A 15,563-nucleotide genomic window follows, 5' to 3' on the forward strand; every position below is an offset into this window, starting at 1 on the left:
AAAGCCGCCTATTATCGGACAAACCAACGCAGGCGACAACAGGTTATCTGTAGGGTTATTACGGGTTCACGAAGGTGTTTTTCACCCGCGTCGAACGTTTGAAATAGGGCACCAGCAGCGCCGCGGCCAGCAGTGGGAAAAGCAGCTGACGAACGGCCAGCGCGTCTGATACGGGCGAAAAAGCAAACGCCTTCACCGCGAGCAGAACCGAAACCAGCAGCCAGATGATGTAGTGCTTAGGCACGCTCTTGCGGCGCTTAAAGAAGGCAATGGTCAGCCACAGCGTGTAGTACCACATGCCAATCGCGAAAACGAACGACACGAACCACAACGCAATATTCAGCACGCTTTGCGACATCAGGGTCTGTATGGCGTGGGGGGTAATCAGTGCGGTGGTATAGAGCAGCAGCGCAAGTGATGCGCTTAGTAAGGCAACCAGCAGCCATGCCAGTGGGGCGATTAACCAGCCTCCGATGCGTTCTCCAGGCGTTGCGGTCATGAACTCTCCCATAATCTGCGCGAAATGTTGTACAGCCAGTTTGCAGGGCGGAGAGTATATAACATTTCGCGCGGATGGCTACTTTCTTATAAAACGTAACGCCACACGGACTTAGGTACTTCCCCGACGTTGAACAAACGACCGCCGGAAACCAGCTCCGCACGACGATGGTCGGCGGCGCGATACATATTAATGATGTCCTGATTATCCGACAGGGTGTAGTTCAGATGGTCAAACAGTTTTTCCAGGCTCTCAAGTGAATTGATCTTGCGAAATTTTAATAAATAGTCCTGAACTGTCATATTAATAAGTTTCCATATAAAAGTGAGTAATACCAGTTAAGGTAATTCGGTCGAATAATAAACGGATTAATAAAGACGTAAACAGCCCACTCAGGTAACGCGACGAAATTAGGAGTTTTCTTTGCTGAAATTCAGGCATCAGACGATGCCTGGAAGAGAAGGTTAACCGTGTTCACCAGGGCTGGCAATACGTAACTGACATATTGTGTCACTCTTTATTGCAGTAACCGGTTACTTAGGTTGAGCGACGGTGACAGGCTCCGGCGGCTGGTAGTTATCGATATGGCTGGCGACGCCCAGCAAAATGACCGAAACCCCAAGGACAATCCATCCCGCTAATTCAATGATTCGATTAATAATTGACGTCATGATTCGCAATTGTACTTTATCCATAAATACAGGGCGCAAATGTTACAGCGACGTTTCCCCGACGGCAAGCGCTTTGGGAACGGTTCCCTTAAACAAAATCAGTAAGTTAATACTATGTAACAAAAACAACCCGTACAACCTGCTATTTTAAGTCATATAGCGCATTATTAATTTGTCGTCATGCCGGGTGAGCCAGCGTGAAATAAGAACGTCATAAAAGAGGATGACAGTATGAGTGATAATATCCGCGTCGGGCTTATCGGCTACGGGTACGCGAGCAAAACGTTTCATGCGCCTCTGATCGCCGGGACGCCGGGAATGGCGCTGGCGGCGGTATCCAGCAGCGATGCCGCTAAAGTCCATGCCGACTGGCCTTCCGTGCCGGTTGTCTCTGAGCCAAAGCACCTTTTCAACGATCCGAATATTGATTTAATCGTCATCCCCACGCCGAACGACACCCACTTTCCGCTGGCAAAGGCCGCGCTGGAGGCCGGTAAGCACGTGGTTGTCGACAAGCCTTTTACCGTGACACTGTCACAGGCACGTGAGCTGGACGCGCTGGCAAAAAGTCTGGGCAGGCTGCTGTCGGTTTTCCACAACCGCCGCTGGGACAGCGACTTTCTCACGGTAAAACGGCTTCTCGGCGAAGGCACGCTAGGGGAGATCCTCTTTTTTGAATCGCACTTTGACCGTTTCCGCCCGCAGGTGAGAAACCGCTGGCGCGAGCAGGCCGGTCCGGGCAGCGGTATCTGGTACGATTTAGCTCCGCACCTGCTGGATCAGGCCGTCACGCTATTTGGTCTGCCGGTGAGCATGACGGTCGATCTGGCCCAGCTCAGGCCCGGGTCGCAGACGACCGATTACTTCCACGCGGTGCTCAGCTATCCGCAGCGGCGCATTGTGCTGCACGGCACGATGGTCGCGGCCGCCGAATCGGCCCGCTATATCATTCACGGTACGCGGGGAAGCTACGTGAAGTTTGGTCTCGATCCGCAGGAAGACAGGCTTAAAAACGGCGAGCGTCTGCCGCAGGAGGACTGGGGCTATGATATGCGCGACGGCGTCGTCACGCGGGTGGAAGGCGAGGAGCTGGTCGAGGAGACCTTGCTGACGATACCGGGTAACTATCCGGCCTATTATGCGGCCATCCGCGATGCGCTGACCGGAACGGGAGAAAATCCGGTTCCGGCCAGCCAGGCGATACAGATTATGGAGCTGATCGAGCTGGGTATCGAATCTGCCAAACATCGCGCCACGCTCTGTCTGGCATAAGGTGAAGATAATTTGTAGGCCGGGTAAGGCGCAGCCGCCACCCGGCAAAAAGGGTTACGCGGCTGCCACCTTATCCCGCAGCGCCTGCTTCTCCGCAGACGTCAGGAAGGCGATCTCCAGCCCGTTGATCTGCGCCTGACGGATCTGCTCGCGGCTCAGGCCCGCCTGCGGTGCGGCGATGTTGTATTCGTGGATGATATCCACCCCCTGTACCGCCGGATCGTCCGTGTTCAGCGAGGCCAGCACGCCGTGCTCGAGGAACGTTTTCAGCGGGTGATGCGCCAGCGTTGCCACGGTGCTGGTCTGAATGTTAGACGTCAGGCATGATTCAATCCCGATACGCTGCTCCGCGAGGAAATCCATCAGGGCACGGTCTTCTACCGCCTTCACGCCGTGACCGATACGCTCGGCGCCCAGCTCGCGGATGGCCTGCCAGATGCTTTCCGGACCCGCCGCTTCACCGGCGTGCACGGTAATGTGCCAGCCGGCATCGCGCGCCCGGTTGAAGTGGGAGAGGAACAGGCTGCCCGGGAAGCCCAGTTCGTCACCGGCTAGGTCGACGGCGGTGATGGCATCGCGATGGGCCAGCAGCGCTTCCAGCTCCTGCAGGCAGGCGGCTTCGCCGAAGGTACGGCTCATAATGCCAATCAGACGGGCCTGAACGTCGAAGGTTTTACACCCTTCGCGGACGCCTTCAATCACGGCTTCCACCACCCCTGCAACCGGCAGGCCGTGGGTCATTGCCATATAGCCCGGCGAGAAGCGCAGCTCAACGTAGTGCAGGCCGTTGCGGGCCGCATCTTCAATATTCTCAAACGCCACGCGGCGGCAGGCATCCAGGGAGGCCAGCATCTTCACGCCCCAGTCGAGTTTGCTCAGGAAGCTGACGAGGTCCGGCTCACTGGAGGTGACCTGTACGTGGGGGATCAGAGACTCAAGCGTCTGTGCAGGAAGCGTTAAATTGAACTGGCGGCCAAGATCGAGGATGGTTTGGGCACGAATGTTACCGTCAAGGTGACGATGAATATCAGTTAAAGGCAGGCGTGTATCAATCATGGTCGCACTCTTTTCTGGTTAAAGTGCGCCATATTATAAAAACAAAACGGGGTAAAAAGCTATTTGCGCAAGGGAATATTCCGTTGCGCAAAATGATTACAGGAGCGAGTTAATCCCAGCGATCAGGCGTTGCACCCCCTGTTCCAGCTTGCTGCGCGGGCAGCCTGCGTTCAGGCGGACAAAACCATTTCCCTCTTTACCGTAGGTATATCCCGGCATGATGGCGACCTTTTGCTGCTCGATCAGCGTTTTTTGCAGCGCCCGATCGTCAATATTCAGCGGGCGCAGGTCGATCCAGGCCAGATAGGTCGCTTCCGGTGGCTGCCAGTTCAGTTTCGGAAAAGCGCTGTTTAATTCCTGTGCGATATAATGCAAATTCGCGTCCAGATAGCTCCGCAGGGCATCCAGCCACGGGGCTCCCTGCTGGTAGGCGGCGATATGCGCCGTCAGCGCCAGCACGGAAGGGGAAGAGAGTCCGTCCCGGCCTTTTAGCGCGCTAAGGTAGCCGTTACGGCTCGCGTCGTCACCGATCAGGCCGTAGGCGCCCGTCAGCGCCGGAATATTAAAGCTTTTCGAGCCGGAGGTCAGAAGTGCCCATTTGCCGCGCGCCACCTCGTTCCACGGCGTGTGGCGATGCTCTCCCCACACCATATCCATATGAATTTCATCGCTAATTACCGCCACGTCATAGCGTTCACACAGTTCCGCCATCTGCTCCAGCTCATCCCGCGTCCAGACCTTGCCGGTCGGATTCTGCGGGCTGCACAGCAAGAGAATTTTGTTTTCCGGTTTCGCCAGCGCCGCTTCAAGCGCGGCCATATTACCCAGCCAGCCTGAGGCATTTTTTTCCATCTCCACGGGCACCACGTGACGGGCATTCCCTTCAATGGCCTTGTAAAAGGCATCGTATGCCGGCGTGTGAACCACCACGCCTTCGCCGGGGTTCGACCAGAGACGAATCAATTCAGAGACCATATAAATGACTGAAGGGCCATAAACCACAGCGTCAGTCTCAATCTGACTGTGAAAGCGCTGCTGGAACCAGTGCGCGACGGCGGCGAGAAATTCATCGTTTTTCCAGCGGCTGTAGCCAAACACGCCGTGATGAATGCGCTGGTGCAGCGCGTCGGTAATGCAGGGGGCGGTAGCGAAATCCATATCCGAGATGGTGAAGGGCAGCAGATCGGCCGCGCCGAAGCGGTCGGCGACGTAGTCCCACTGCGTACACCAGGTGCCGTGTCGATCCACGACGGTAGAGAAATCAAACATGCTTTAATCCTTAACGTAAAACCCCCTCATGCTGAGGGGGATGAGGCATCAGGCTTCGACCGTTCGCATCAGGGTTGCCAGCTCGTCCTTCACCGACTGGACCTGCGGGCCGATAACCACCTGCAAATTGTGCTGATTTAACTGTACCACGCCGATTGCCCGGTTGGCTTTCAGGGCGTTGGTGTCCACTTTTGACATATCCGCCACCGACAGACGCAGGCGGGTAATGCAGTTATCGAGAGAGGTAATGTTATCCGCACCGCCCAGCGCCGCCAGAATAGCAGGCGTGTTATAGCCGGATTTGCCGACGGTGCCTGCGACAGCCTGTTCGACGCTGGTGGCCGTTTCAACATCACGACCCGGCGTTTTCAGGTTGAAGCGGGTAATGGCGAAGCGGAAGATGCCGTAGTACACCGCAAACCAGATGGCCGCCACGACCGGCACCAGATACCACTTGGTGGACAATCCGTGCAGGATCCCGAACACCACGAAGTCAATCACGTTACCGTCGGTGTTGCCGATGGTGACGCCCAGCACCGCCATGACGGTAAAGCCCAGACCGGTCAGCACCGCGTGGATGAGGTACAGCACCGGCGCAACAAACAGGAACAGGAATTCGATAGGCTCGGTGGTGCCGCCGACGACGCAGGCGATGACGCCGGAAATCAGCAGGCCTTTAATTTTGTGACGGTTTTCCGGACGGGCGCAGTGGTACATCGCCAGCGCGGCACCCGGCAGGCCGCCGAGGAAGGCCGGCATTTTACCCTGAGACAGGAAGCGGGTGGCGCTTTCGGAGAAGCCGTGGGTGGTTGGGCAGCTCAGCTGCGCCTGGAAGATGGTGAGCGCGCCGCTCACGTCGTGACCGCACACGTCCATCGTCCCGCCCGCTTCGGTGAAGCGAATCAGGGCGACCAGAATATGCTGCAGGCCAAACGGCAGCAGCAGGCGCTCGCCGGTACCGAAGATCATCGGACCAAAATCGCCCGCGCCGTTGATGATGCGGCCAATGCCGTTGATGCCCAGCGCAAAGACCGGCCAGATCAGAGGAATGATCAAACCAAACAGGCCCATGACCACCAGGGTTACAATCGGTACAAAGCGGGTACCGCCAAAGAAGGCCAGGGCATCCGGCAGGCGGATATTGTGGAAGCGTTCGTGCAGCATCCAGATAATCACCCCGGCGATCACCGCCCCGAGGATCCCGGTATCAATAGACTGGATACCGATCACGCTCTGAATGTTGTTGGCCTTCAGCACGGCCGCGTCGGTGGTCGGCAAAATGCCTTTCGCGGTCAGCCAGAAGTTAACCGCCAGGTTCATCACGGCGTAACCCACGAAACCGGCAAACGCCGCGACGCCTTTGTTCTCGCGCGCCAGACCCAGCGGGATCGCGATGCAGAACATCACGGGCAGGAAGCTAAAGGCAAAGGAGCCGACTTTACTCATCCAGATGAATCATGATTGAAGTGATATTAATATGTTAAATCAGATAGTTAAGGTTATGCGGTTTTTCTATGGGGCATCAGTGGGGCATTTTGAGTAAATGATGCGTTCAAAATGCCCACCTGGTCATGGTTGTTCTCGGTCATCCATTTACCGTAAACCGTGAATAGCATTTGCGCTGACGAATGGCCCATCTGGTGCGCAACGAAATTTGGGTTCGCTCCGGCGACCAGTGCCCAGCACGCATATGTGTTCCTGGTTTCATAAGACCGTCTTTGTCGGACGCCTGCACGACGCAGGGCAGTGCGCCAGGCTGAATTAATGGATCCTGGGACGTAGCACATCGTCTTCTTACCGTTCATTGAAGTAATGGACGGCGAGAATATAAAGGTGCATTCATCGGTTCTCTTTTTTTTGTATTCCCGTAGGCTGACGCTTACCTTGTGGGATGCCATCATTCTGGTCAGTGGCATTTGCGCCTTGAGTGCATCAATTGCTGGCTGGGTCAGCTGTATTGTTCGAATCCCGGCGTTGGTTTTTGGCAGGGTGAAGTTTCCCTTCAGGGAATAGTTCCGTGACACTGTAACAGTCCAGTTGACAGTATCCACATCCTCCCAGGATAACGCGCTTAGTTCGCCATGCCTTACGCCTGTATTTACCGCAAAGATAACCATATTCTGAAACTGTAGCGTTGGGCAGGCCGCAACCACTCTCTGATACTCATCAGAAGTAAGAGGATCTGGAATGGGTCTTTCTTTTGCGAGAGGGGTAATACCTGCCATCAGATCGGTTTTCAGGTATCCACTTTTGAAAGCAAAGCTCAGCATCCCGCCAAGGCATGCCATATAGCTATTGACTGTAGGAACGCTTCTTCCCTTTTTGGGGGGATGATTTAGGCCATGTCTGGTCTTCTGCCAGCCGTTCAGTAGCTCCTTCCTGGCACTAAGGATATCTTCAGTGTTCAGGCTGCCGATATACCTGTGCTCACCAATTGTTTCGATAGTGGTTGTGAGGTGGCAATCGTAACGCTTCAACGTCCCGAGGCTAAGCTCCATCTCTTTAAGCCCAAGCCATTTCGATTTCAGTTCAAGTAGTGAGATTTGCTTTCTGACAGTGCTGAATTTCTCTGCGTTCGATGAATCAGGGAATTGCGAGGCATAATTGAATGTGCCTGTCTTTATCGCAAAGCAGACTGAAGCCCGAAGTTCGCCTGCCATTTTCCTGTTTTTTGGCGTGTCAGGAACGCCGAGATTTTCCCTGACACGCTTCCCCTGATATATGAACCATATGCGTAACGATTCGCCATGAACCTCTACGCCTGTTGGGTATGCTGCCATAATTATTCCTCGTTTGATGTGCCAAAGGACATTTAAGCAGATATTCTCCGGCGTTTCGCTGGGCTTTGGTGCTCGATCCAGTGGTTTATCTCATCGCGGTTATACATGATTGGGCTGTTTTGCTTAGGTGCCATATCAGGGGAAACATGGCGATAATGCTTTCCCTCCATCCAGGTAGACCGGCGGGCATGCTGAATCATGTGCTTTGACATGCCGGTTGTCGCAGTTAAAAGTTCCTCTGTGACCCATTTATTCGGTACCAACTGAATAATGTCGCTCATGGTTTTCTCCAAGCAAAAAGAAGCCGCCCGTAGGCGGCAATAACATCAAGGGATGTGAGGCAGTGCTTTCGCACCCAATAGCCAGCTCATAACTGGCTATCAGTTGCGTCATGACCGGTTGTGAATTTTATCTAGCCAATCAGGGTCCGGCCCCGCCTCATCACATACTTCAGGCTCTTCGAGAGCGTCACGAAATGCAGCTGCGACAATCTTCCCGCCCATAAACTCAAGCCCCGCACTGACTGGCGGCTCCTTGCCGTCTTCATACTCAAATACGAAAGTCATCTTTCCCATAATCTCCCCTCATGCCGCACGCATAGCGCGCAGGCGTTTAATGTGCTCGCTCGTCTCCAGTTCGGCGCGGATCTGCTCCGCCTCCCGGTGATCGAGCGGTTCGAAATCGTTAATAAATCTGTCGATTGACGCGGTGTTGATCCGGCCCTGTCGCCAGTAGCGGACAACTTCTGATGTGCTGCTGTGGATAATGACGGGCCAGTTATGCTGGTCAGCGAATATCTGGCCGCGCTGAATTAGCTTGAACATTGGCTGACTCCTGCAAAAGGAGGTAGACGATTGCCACGGCGCGAAGTGGGTTACGGTGAGTGGCGCTGATGCCCGATTCGTGGGATGCCTGCCAGACGGTCTTCCCTGATGGTGCCAGTCCGATTCGATGCTTCTTCATTGCCGGGTAAAGCTCCTCGGCACGACGCAGCGGGAAATAACCCGTTGTCTGCACCGTGTTGAGCCAGTTCCATGACAACTGAGCGGCGGCCTGGTCATACGGGTGAATGGTGGCGCTATATTTTGGCTTAAGGAAATAGGCCAGCCTGACGCTAATCTCCCCATCACTCAGCTTGCTGTAATCCATCATCCCCTCCCATGTTTCATGGGTACTTCTTCATCCTGCTGGCAACTTGCGCAGCGCTGGCAGCCAGGCACATTCACCCGGCGCAACTCTGGGATATCCTCTCCGCAATCGCTACAGTGCGTTGCCGATACTGCATCACGGTTAATCCTGTGGGCAGCGATAGCCATATCGATTCGCTGCTGAGCAAGCTCGTTGGCTGCATAAATTATTTCTGCTGACATGTTGCACGCTCCGCCACCTCGGTTCCGATTAAAAATTCGCAGTCTTTTTTATGCTCGTTACAAGACCAGACAACTTCGTCGTCGCCACGGAAAATATTCACTTCCACGGTCGTTTTATACTTCGCCACTGCACCGCATTTGCATTTAGCGGAGGTGTTTTTGCTTTTGGATGACACGCTGCCAACCCTTGGATATTTGGTCACGATTCCACTCCGAAGCGGCGATTAAGCCGCCCTGTGTATACGACGAACTCCAGGAGACTAACTCCCAGAGCTTCAATTTTCTTGTGATGCTTGTTGATGATGGGTGGCACCGTTTCGTTCCAGTTAGGCTTTGGCTTCTTGCGCATGGCCTGCTGGATTTCCTCTGTGCAGCGGCGGCAGGCTGCGCGGATGGCGTTGTCTTTTTCTGGCGTCATGCGGCCTCCCGGCGGGCGAGAAGTTTCGCCCCGAAAGCCATCAGCACGTTCCGGTCCACAGTTGCGAAGTGGCAGTGTGTACGCGGGTACGGTCGCCAGATGATGAGCATCGACCCCTTGTTATTTCCCGATACCGGCTTACCGGTGACCGGGTTGATAAATGCCAGCCGCCCGGCGGTGATGAAGCGAACCTCGCTGGCGGTCTGGATGGCTTCCTTGAACCAGCCAACCGAAGTGTCTGCCGGTACCAGCATGACCGTGCCGATCTGATTGGCGCACTCGGTTGCAGCCTTCTTAACGAACGGCGTAATGTCGCTGTATGGCGGGTTAAGCCAGACGTAGCCAGGAATGCTCAGGTAATCAGACCATGGCGTTTCCAGCGTGTTCTGCTCGGCTGTGATGAACTTCCTGCACAGCGCGTTATGCGGCGCCGCGGCGGCATCCAGCTGGAAGCAGAACTCAGCATCAAGGGAAGCGAAAAGGGCTGGTGGAGTGCGCCATAGGTCGCGCTGTTCGAGCGGTGTTTTACTTCCGCCATAATCACCGTTCAGCTTCTCGGCTGGCAGCGCTGCGGCGATGCGCTCTCCGATCCATCGCATTACCGGTACCGCCATGCTGTTACCGATCGCTTTATAGCGTGGCCCGTCCGGGCATTCGGTAGCATCCTTCCCGCGCCAGCCGATCAGAGTGTGATTATCTGGAAAGCCCTGAAGGCGCTCGCACTCAATCGGTGTTAGGCGGCGCACTGCAATACCATGCATTACCGCCGGTGCAAGGTTGGTTCCGCTGCTGGCGCTGGTTAATGTCGGTGATTGCTCTTCCGCATAACCAATGCCACCCGTTTTCGCACCCTGTCCGGCCTTGAATGCATACGCAATAGCTGGAGGCTGTCCGCTGTTAGCATGGCTTTTATCATGGTTGCCTGCGCGAATCGTTGGTGACAGATCCGACGTAGCATCAGCGCCATTATCTTTGTAGCTAAATGCAATGCAGGCGTTTTCTTGGCCGTTGTTGCGGCCTAGTGTGTGTGCCAGTTCCCGATTGGTATCTGGATCCTGCGTGCCATGCACTGCGAAAGTCTCAGTATCAAAATCTAACCTGATCCCATGCGCGGTGCAGGCGGTCGCTACATCAATATGACCGGCAGTATTGCCACCGCCGAAAGCTACAACTGGAACACCTCTCCCGGTTCCGTCCTCACTGCCATCAAACCCTTCACCCTTTAATGTGTGGCTAACGTCACCATTAGCGCACTGAGCTATCAGGTGTCCTGCTTGTGCCTGATTGTCGTCAGCGCCACACGTTCCAACGCCTCGTGCAGTAAGGGCGGCAACAGCCTTTTGCGTTTCTCGGCGCGGCGCAGAATCCCGGCGCACGCTGTCGAACTCAAAAAGTACTTCTGCGGGATCGAATCCTTTTCGAGCACTTGCGACAACGAACACACGGCGGCGTCGTTGGGCCACTCCGAAAAATTGAGCATCAAGGACACGCCAGGCGATAACCCTTTGTGGTCCAGACACACAACCTGCGTGCGTCCATTTTCCCCCTGATGGCTGCAACTCACTGCTTTCTCCGGCAAGTCCTGCCAGAAAGCACCCGAAGGCATTGTCTTTGCTGCTGAGCACGCCGGGGACGTTTTCCCAGACGATGATTGCTTCTGGCTCACCGCGTTCGCGGCGCTTTGCGTCGATTGCATTGGCTAATTCCACGTAAGAGAGGGTTAACTGGCCTCGGTCGTCAGACAGGCCTTCACGTAAGCCGGCGATGCTGAATGCCTGACAAGGCGTGCCGCCGACCAGAACATCAGGAGCTTCAACTTCACCAGCGCGCACCCCGTCCGCGATTTTGGTCATGTCGCCGAGATTGGTTACTTCCGGCCAGTGATGGGCGAGGACTGCAGAGGGGAAGGGTTCGATTTCAGAGAACCAGGCAGGTTCCCAGCCGAGAGGTTCCCACGCTTTGCTGGCAGCTTCGATACCGCTGCACACGCTTCCGTATTTCATGATGCACGCTCCGGATCGTTAACATCCCAGCCATTACGCTCCATATTGGTTTGCAACCGATTATCTCCGACCTCTTCAATGCTGCGGCCGGTAATCTCTGCGACTTCAGCGTTTGTGTGGCGCCACAGGTATGCAATTTCTTCTGCTTTCCATTCAGGCATGACTTTTCCTCCTGACGCTCTGGTCAGAGCCTGTAATTTGCTGCGTACGGAGTAGATGGAGCGCCCAGTTGCCTTGGCGACTTCTTCAGGAGTGAAGCGACTGAGAAGGAATAACTCGGCTTTGGTCCAGCGCCTGCCCGTCATTCGAGATGGAAGAGTTGCGCCGATACGCGATGCCTGAGTTGTTATGGCGCGTTCCGTGCGTTCAAGCTTTTCAGCAATTACAGATACCGGCATTGTTCCGCCAACTTCATGCAGGAACAGGTTTTCCCATGGTTGCCAGTGATTTGCTCCCATTGTTACCTCCACTGTTCGCCAAACGTGAAACCGATCTCCGCCAGCGCCTCGTCCATCTTCTCGATGAACTCAGGCACCATTTCGTTGAAATCGGTCATGTACTGTGAATCCCGTTCAACGACGACGTGGTGAATGCCTTCGCGCTTCATGCGCGGGTCGTAGTTGGCAAAGAACCAGGCGTCTTTTCCGGTAACCCACATGCTGTACTGGACCTGGGCCATGTACTCGGACTTAATGGCTTCGAAACCGCCGAGGCGGAATTTCATAAAGTCGCGGGAGGTGAATGGGCATTTCAGCTCGAGGCCGAAATTGTTACTGCAAAGGCCGTCAGGGGAGCACGCGGTGCGCATACTCTCGTCACGGAACAGGATCGGAGACTCCGTGACTTTCACGTCAGTGGTGAACTCAAAGAGAGTGCGGGCGTCCTCCTCATACTGCTTGCCCCAGGCCAGAGCTTTGGCGTTAACCTCTGGTGCGACGCCGGTGCATACCTCGGCGAGTAGGGTGTGGAAGTAGGACATCTTCATGCCCGTCCATTTGGTGCCGGATCGCGGCTTGGAAATGACATTGTGCACTTCAGAGGCGGTTATGACGCCGAGGCGCAGCCGGTGCCACGCCTCATCACCCTGTTGGATGGTGGTTACGTCAATGCCGGTCCTGGACAGGATAATTTCGGGTGTCATGCTGCCGCCTTAGCTTTTTTCTGAAGGAAGTTAAACCCTTTCTGTGCCTCTTCTTCAGTTAGGTCGGACGCCTCAAGAATTGGCCGTTTGAAGATGTCGCTGCACACTGGGAGGAAGTCTTGCTCCCAGTCTTTATTCAGCGATGTTAAGAGATCGGTGATCGCCTGAAGCGTTTCTTCGCTTGCTGCTGGTGGAAGCGCTTCTGTGGTGCTGCGCGGCGTGACGTCACGGATATCAACGTCCAGTGATTTGCCTTCCATTTCTTCGGCGGTGGGCTGCTGTCCAATTTCAGGCCATGCTTTACGCAACGCCTGGGCTTCCGCGCATTTCGCCAGCTGTCCGTATGGGCGCTTTTTCCACATCGCGTTCGGCGCCGTGGTGTCGCGTCCGCCGGTGGCGTAGTTCTCAATCCAGTATTCTTTGGCACTAAACTCGACGATCTCGCCGCTGGGCATGCGCTTGTAGACGGTATATTTGCACCATTGAGGGAAAGTTACTTCGACACCAGAAAGCGTCTGAGTCGTGTCTGGCCCGAACTCTGGTTCGCGGGCCCCGGCATAATCGCCGGAGCGGTCCGCCTGAATGCGGTAAAGCCCGATGCCCGGCATGACCACGTCGCGCCATTCGCTTTTACCCGTTCTTGAGTCTTTGACGCTCATCGGCACGAGGTGAACGGGCTTCAGCAACGGATCCAACTGGCGGGCACGGCAGTAATCGAGCGCCATCATTACCGATTCGTCTTTGGCGCCAGGGTAGATACTGTTCTTCAGCGCGCTCCAGGTAGCAATGTCGATGCCTTTTTCCTGCAGTGCGCTCGCTGTGATTGTTAATTCGTTTGCCATCGTTAATCCCCTAAAAAACTAAAACGGGCAGCCGGTACGGTGTTCCCAGTCGTATTCCGCCTGGGCGTAAGCAACTGCCGAAATGAAATCGTTGTAGGCCTCACCAGCTTTATCGCTGCGAAGTCCTTCGTATGGGCTGGAGTCAATCGGTACGGAGAAGTGGAAGAGGCCGGACGGCTCTTTTGGCATCATGTCGATGATTTGCTGTGCCCGGTCGTCGATCCACTTCTCTTTCTCGTCGGTGAGCTGCTGCTCAACCCAGCGCCGATCTTCGATGCGGTCGTAAGTGAGGTATGCGTTCATTCTTGCCTCAATATTTGATGTGCGCGTCCTGCACTTTCCCGCCAGCGATCGCCAGCACTGCTTTCTGCGCGAATTCTTCGGGGATGCCATTGGCAATCAGGTCTGCGTAGACACGACGGTTGACGGTGCGGCGGTGCTCTTTGTCTGCGGCGCGACGCGCTTCTTCTTCAGCTTTGCGCTGCTCTTCGGCCAGACGGGCGGATTCTGCCTCTTCCTGGCGGCGGCGCTCGGCGGCAACGGCTTCTTCTTTTTCGCGTTCCGCCCGCGCTTCCGCTTCCTGCTTCTCGCGTTCCGCACGCTGCTCCGTTTCGATGCGCTGGCGCTCTGCCAGCTCTGCACGCGCTTTCTCTTCAGCTTCACGGCGCGCTGCGGCTTCAATCTCCGCTTTGTGCTTCGCTTCGGCATCGCGGCGGGCCTGTTCTGCCGCTTCCTGTTTCAGTTGCTCATCACGTTCACGCTGAGCCTGTTCCGCCAGACGGCGCTGCTCTTCGCGGTCACGGTCAAAATCCTTATTCATCAGCAGGGCCATTTCGTGGTCCGCTTCGAACTTGGCAGCCAGCTCCTGATCGAACCTGATGTTCATCTCCAGCGCTTCGGCGTGCAGCGCGTTCATGGCTTCTTCAGCCTTAATGCGTTCCTGCTCAGCTTCCCATTCGGTGAGTGGGCGGCGGGTCGCATCGCGCAGCTCGTCGCAGGCATCAACGAAACGCTTAATTTCCGCCTCAGCAGGACGCACAGCCTCTTTCAGGCGCTTCAGGTACTCACGACCAGGCTTTTCGATTGCCGTCTTACTGCGGGACACCTGCGCAGCTAGAGAGGCGACACGGTCACGGCCTTTCTTCGTTGACAGGTCCGGCACTTCGTTTACCGCCTGGCGGATCTGTTCGAGGTAAGCGTCAAGGCCGCCCGCTACGTAAAGCACTGGTGCTTGTTCCGGCTTGATTTCGATGACAGTTAAGTCCGTTACTTCGCTCATGGTTTCTCCTGAAATTTGGATGTGCGCTTCCCGTCTGCGATAGCCGGACAGGGAGTGATGAAAGTGGGGGAGGGGATTACTTGCCTAGTGCTTTGGCGATTACGTAGCTAGCCATCATTAGAGGATGTTCTTCGTGACAATCATCTGGACACACACCGCAGACGTCTTCTGCGTAATCTCTAAGCTTCTGTAGCGCTTCGAGTAATTCAGGTGCTGCTGATATTAATTGCGCATCCTCTCGTTCGTTTCTGGTTGCAATTTCAATGTACGTGTCGCCCATAACCACGCCGTGGAATGTCGTCATCATTTCATTCACATTTCTGATTGTGTATTTCCACGGACCAGGCGTTCCTTTGAATTCTTCCATCACACCCTCACTTCAAACGAGTTACGATTTACCCTGACTCCAAGCGCTTTACGCTGGGCCTCAATTGCCTGTTGCAGCATCACAGAATCTTCCAGATAGCGAGCAATTGCTTTCTTGCTCAGTGATGCGCGGAGCTTGTGCGTGTCAACGATGACCTGATTAACGATGTGACCGAAGCCATTCTTAATCATCTGGTCACGGTTCATTACCAGCTTGTGGCGAACGTTACCGACCTCTACCAGTTGCCATGTATGACCGTTTGCGAATCGGCTCACTGTGTACTGCTTGCCGTTGTGGGTTACTGTCATGATGCCTCCCGGGCGCGGAGCATTGCGTCGGCAATGCTGTATGCATCGCTTGCTAAATCACTAAACGCTCCATAGTTGCATTCGCTGCTGATGATTCCCTGCATAGCCTTGGCCGCGAAGTAATCGCGTAGGGTCATGCCGCCAGAGCTGACTTCGAAACCATGTAAGTGACCAACTTCGTCGCGCTCCACGATAGAATCACACGGGAAAGCGCGCCCTCCAGTTTTGTTGCTCATAAATCCTCTTGGCCTTATCGCGGCGAACGGAACGGTTAATACAAGACTTCAA

General features: G+C 55.1%; 22 protein-coding genes and 2 pseudogenes. 1 reads left to right on the forward strand and 23 read right to left on the reverse strand.

The window, feature by feature from the left end; translation table 11 throughout:
- Window positions 1–58 precede the first annotated feature (58 nt).
- The 3 genes from ACMWKK_RS18080 to blr form a co-directional block, all read right to left on the reverse strand.
- Window positions 59–499 carry a DUF2569 domain-containing protein gene (locus ACMWKK_RS18080; protein WP_045329116.1) on the reverse strand — a complete coding sequence of 147 codons (441 nt, stop codon included), beginning with the start codon at window positions 497–499 and terminating at the stop codon, window positions 59–61.
- An 86-nt stretch (window positions 500–585) separates the two neighbouring features.
- The gene (gene ydgT, locus ACMWKK_RS18085; RefSeq protein ID WP_013096896.1) at window positions 586–801 is read right to left on the reverse strand and encodes a transcription modulator YdgT; all 216 of its coding nucleotides are present in this window, start codon (window positions 799–801) and stop codon (window positions 586–588) included.
- Window positions 802–1,032: 231 nt separating this feature from the next.
- The gene (blr, locus tag ACMWKK_RS18090) at window positions 1,033–1,158 is read right to left on the reverse strand and encodes a division septum protein Blr (RefSeq protein ID WP_168112406.1); all 126 of its coding nucleotides are present in this window, start codon (window positions 1,156–1,158) and stop codon (window positions 1,033–1,035) included.
- Between the two features lie 243 nt (window positions 1,159–1,401).
- Here blr and ACMWKK_RS18095 point away from each other — a divergent pair, with 243 nt between their 5' ends.
- Complete coding sequence (locus ACMWKK_RS18095; RefSeq protein ID WP_112780673.1) at window positions 1,402–2,442, forward strand: oxidoreductase; 1,041 nt, start codon at window positions 1,402–1,404, stop codon at window positions 2,440–2,442.
- Between the two features lie 54 nt (window positions 2,443–2,496).
- Here the strand turns inward: ACMWKK_RS18095 and add are convergent, their stop codons facing one another.
- The 20 genes and pseudogenes from add to ACMWKK_RS18195 form a co-directional block, all read right to left on the reverse strand.
- Entirely contained in the window at window positions 2,497–3,498 is a 1,002-nt protein-coding gene (gene add / locus ACMWKK_RS18100) for an adenosine deaminase (protein ID WP_045329114.1), read from the reverse strand.
- 96 nt (window positions 3,499–3,594) lie between these two features.
- Window positions 3,595–4,767 carry a MalY/PatB family protein gene (locus ACMWKK_RS18105; protein WP_112780672.1) on the reverse strand — a complete coding sequence of 391 codons (1,173 nt, stop codon included), beginning with the start codon at window positions 4,765–4,767 and terminating at the stop codon, window positions 3,595–3,597.
- 48 nt (window positions 4,768–4,815) lie between these two features.
- Window positions 4,816–6,222: pseudogene (gene malX / locus ACMWKK_RS18110) on the reverse strand (maltose/glucose-specific PTS transporter subunit IIBC); the annotation flags it as partial.
- A 44-nt stretch (window positions 6,223–6,266) separates the two neighbouring features.
- Window positions 6,267–7,547 (reverse strand): Arm DNA-binding domain-containing protein, encoded by a 1,281-nt coding sequence (locus ACMWKK_RS18115; protein WP_406542882.1) that lies wholly within the window; start codon window positions 7,545–7,547, stop codon window positions 6,267–6,269.
- A gap of 32 nt (window positions 7,548–7,579) precedes the next feature.
- Window positions 7,580–7,828: an excisionase family protein gene (locus ACMWKK_RS18120; RefSeq protein WP_054830143.1), complete on the reverse strand. Its 249-nt coding sequence runs from the start codon at window positions 7,826–7,828 to the stop codon at window positions 7,580–7,582.
- A gap of 108 nt (window positions 7,829–7,936) precedes the next feature.
- Window positions 7,937–8,122, reverse strand: a complete 186-nt coding sequence (locus tag ACMWKK_RS18125) for a hypothetical protein (protein WP_406542883.1) — start codon at window positions 8,120–8,122, stop codon at window positions 7,937–7,939.
- A gap of 9 nt (window positions 8,123–8,131) precedes the next feature.
- A complete protein-coding gene (locus ACMWKK_RS18130; protein ID WP_045338795.1) occupies window positions 8,132–8,371 on the reverse strand; it encodes a DUF4222 domain-containing protein in 240 nt (79 codons plus the stop codon).
- On the reverse strand, window positions 8,334–8,699 hold the full coding sequence (locus ACMWKK_RS18135) for a hypothetical protein (protein ID WP_406542884.1): 366 nt from the start codon (window positions 8,697–8,699) through the stop codon (window positions 8,334–8,336). Before ACMWKK_RS18135 ends, ACMWKK_RS18130 begins: the two co-directional genes overlap by 38 nt.
- Window positions 8,696–8,917: a TraR/DksA C4-type zinc finger protein gene (locus tag ACMWKK_RS18140; RefSeq protein ID WP_406542885.1), complete on the reverse strand. Its 222-nt coding sequence runs from the start codon at window positions 8,915–8,917 to the stop codon at window positions 8,696–8,698. The genes ACMWKK_RS18135 and ACMWKK_RS18140 overlap by 4 nt, the downstream gene beginning before the upstream one ends.
- 199 nt (window positions 8,918–9,116) lie before the next feature.
- Window positions 9,117–9,335 carry a hypothetical protein gene (locus ACMWKK_RS18145; RefSeq protein ID WP_045332436.1) on the reverse strand — a complete coding sequence of 73 codons (219 nt, stop codon included), beginning with the start codon at window positions 9,333–9,335 and terminating at the stop codon, window positions 9,117–9,119.
- A complete protein-coding gene (locus ACMWKK_RS18150; RefSeq protein WP_406542907.1) occupies window positions 9,332–9,934 on the reverse strand; it encodes a phage N-6-adenine-methyltransferase in 603 nt (200 codons plus the stop codon). Before ACMWKK_RS18150 ends, ACMWKK_RS18145 begins: the two co-directional genes overlap by 4 nt.
- Window positions 9,923–11,338 (reverse strand): annotated as a pseudogene (locus tag ACMWKK_RS18155) (DNA cytosine methyltransferase); the annotation flags it as partial. The pseudogene ACMWKK_RS18155 and the gene ACMWKK_RS18150, both read right to left, overlap by 12 nt.
- Window positions 11,335–11,796, reverse strand: coding sequence for a hypothetical protein (locus tag ACMWKK_RS18160; RefSeq protein ID WP_406542909.1), 462 nt, complete (start codon window positions 11,794–11,796; stop codon window positions 11,335–11,337). The gene ACMWKK_RS18160 and the pseudogene ACMWKK_RS18155, both read right to left, overlap by 4 nt.
- Before the next feature lie 2 nt (window positions 11,797–11,798).
- Window positions 11,799–12,479, reverse strand: a complete 681-nt coding sequence (locus tag ACMWKK_RS18165) for a lambda exonuclease family protein (RefSeq protein ID WP_406542886.1) — start codon at window positions 12,477–12,479, stop codon at window positions 11,799–11,801.
- Window positions 12,476–13,321 carry a phage recombination protein Bet gene (gene bet / locus ACMWKK_RS18170; protein ID WP_150320598.1) on the reverse strand — a complete coding sequence of 282 codons (846 nt, stop codon included), beginning with the start codon at window positions 13,319–13,321 and terminating at the stop codon, window positions 12,476–12,478. Before bet ends, ACMWKK_RS18165 begins: the two co-directional genes overlap by 4 nt.
- An 18-nt stretch (window positions 13,322–13,339) precedes the next feature.
- Window positions 13,340–13,624 carry a host nuclease inhibitor GamL gene (gene gamL / locus ACMWKK_RS18175; RefSeq protein WP_022651075.1) on the reverse strand — a complete coding sequence of 95 codons (285 nt, stop codon included), beginning with the start codon at window positions 13,622–13,624 and terminating at the stop codon, window positions 13,340–13,342.
- 7 nt (window positions 13,625–13,631) lie between these two features.
- On the reverse strand, window positions 13,632–14,600 hold the full coding sequence (locus ACMWKK_RS18180) for a hypothetical protein (protein ID WP_252478056.1): 969 nt from the start codon (window positions 14,598–14,600) through the stop codon (window positions 13,632–13,634).
- Between the two features lie 76 nt (window positions 14,601–14,676).
- Complete coding sequence (locus ACMWKK_RS18185; protein ID WP_045408343.1) at window positions 14,677–14,967, reverse strand: hypothetical protein; 291 nt, start codon at window positions 14,965–14,967, stop codon at window positions 14,677–14,679.
- Window positions 14,967–15,275 carry a hypothetical protein gene (locus tag ACMWKK_RS18190; RefSeq protein ID WP_072201112.1) on the reverse strand — a complete coding sequence of 103 codons (309 nt, stop codon included), beginning with the start codon at window positions 15,273–15,275 and terminating at the stop codon, window positions 14,967–14,969. Before ACMWKK_RS18190 ends, ACMWKK_RS18185 begins: the two co-directional genes overlap by 1 nt.
- Window positions 15,272–15,511, reverse strand: coding sequence for a hypothetical protein (locus ACMWKK_RS18195; RefSeq protein ID WP_218586899.1), 240 nt, complete (start codon window positions 15,509–15,511; stop codon window positions 15,272–15,274). The genes ACMWKK_RS18190 and ACMWKK_RS18195 overlap by 4 nt, the downstream gene beginning before the upstream one ends.
- Window positions 15,512–15,563 lie beyond the last annotated feature (52 nt).

It is taken from the genome of Enterobacter sp. 01-M-03-SI-ECC (genome assembly GCF_047530215.1).
Lineage (GTDB): Bacteria > Pseudomonadota > Gammaproteobacteria > Enterobacterales > Enterobacteriaceae > Enterobacter > Enterobacter chengduensis.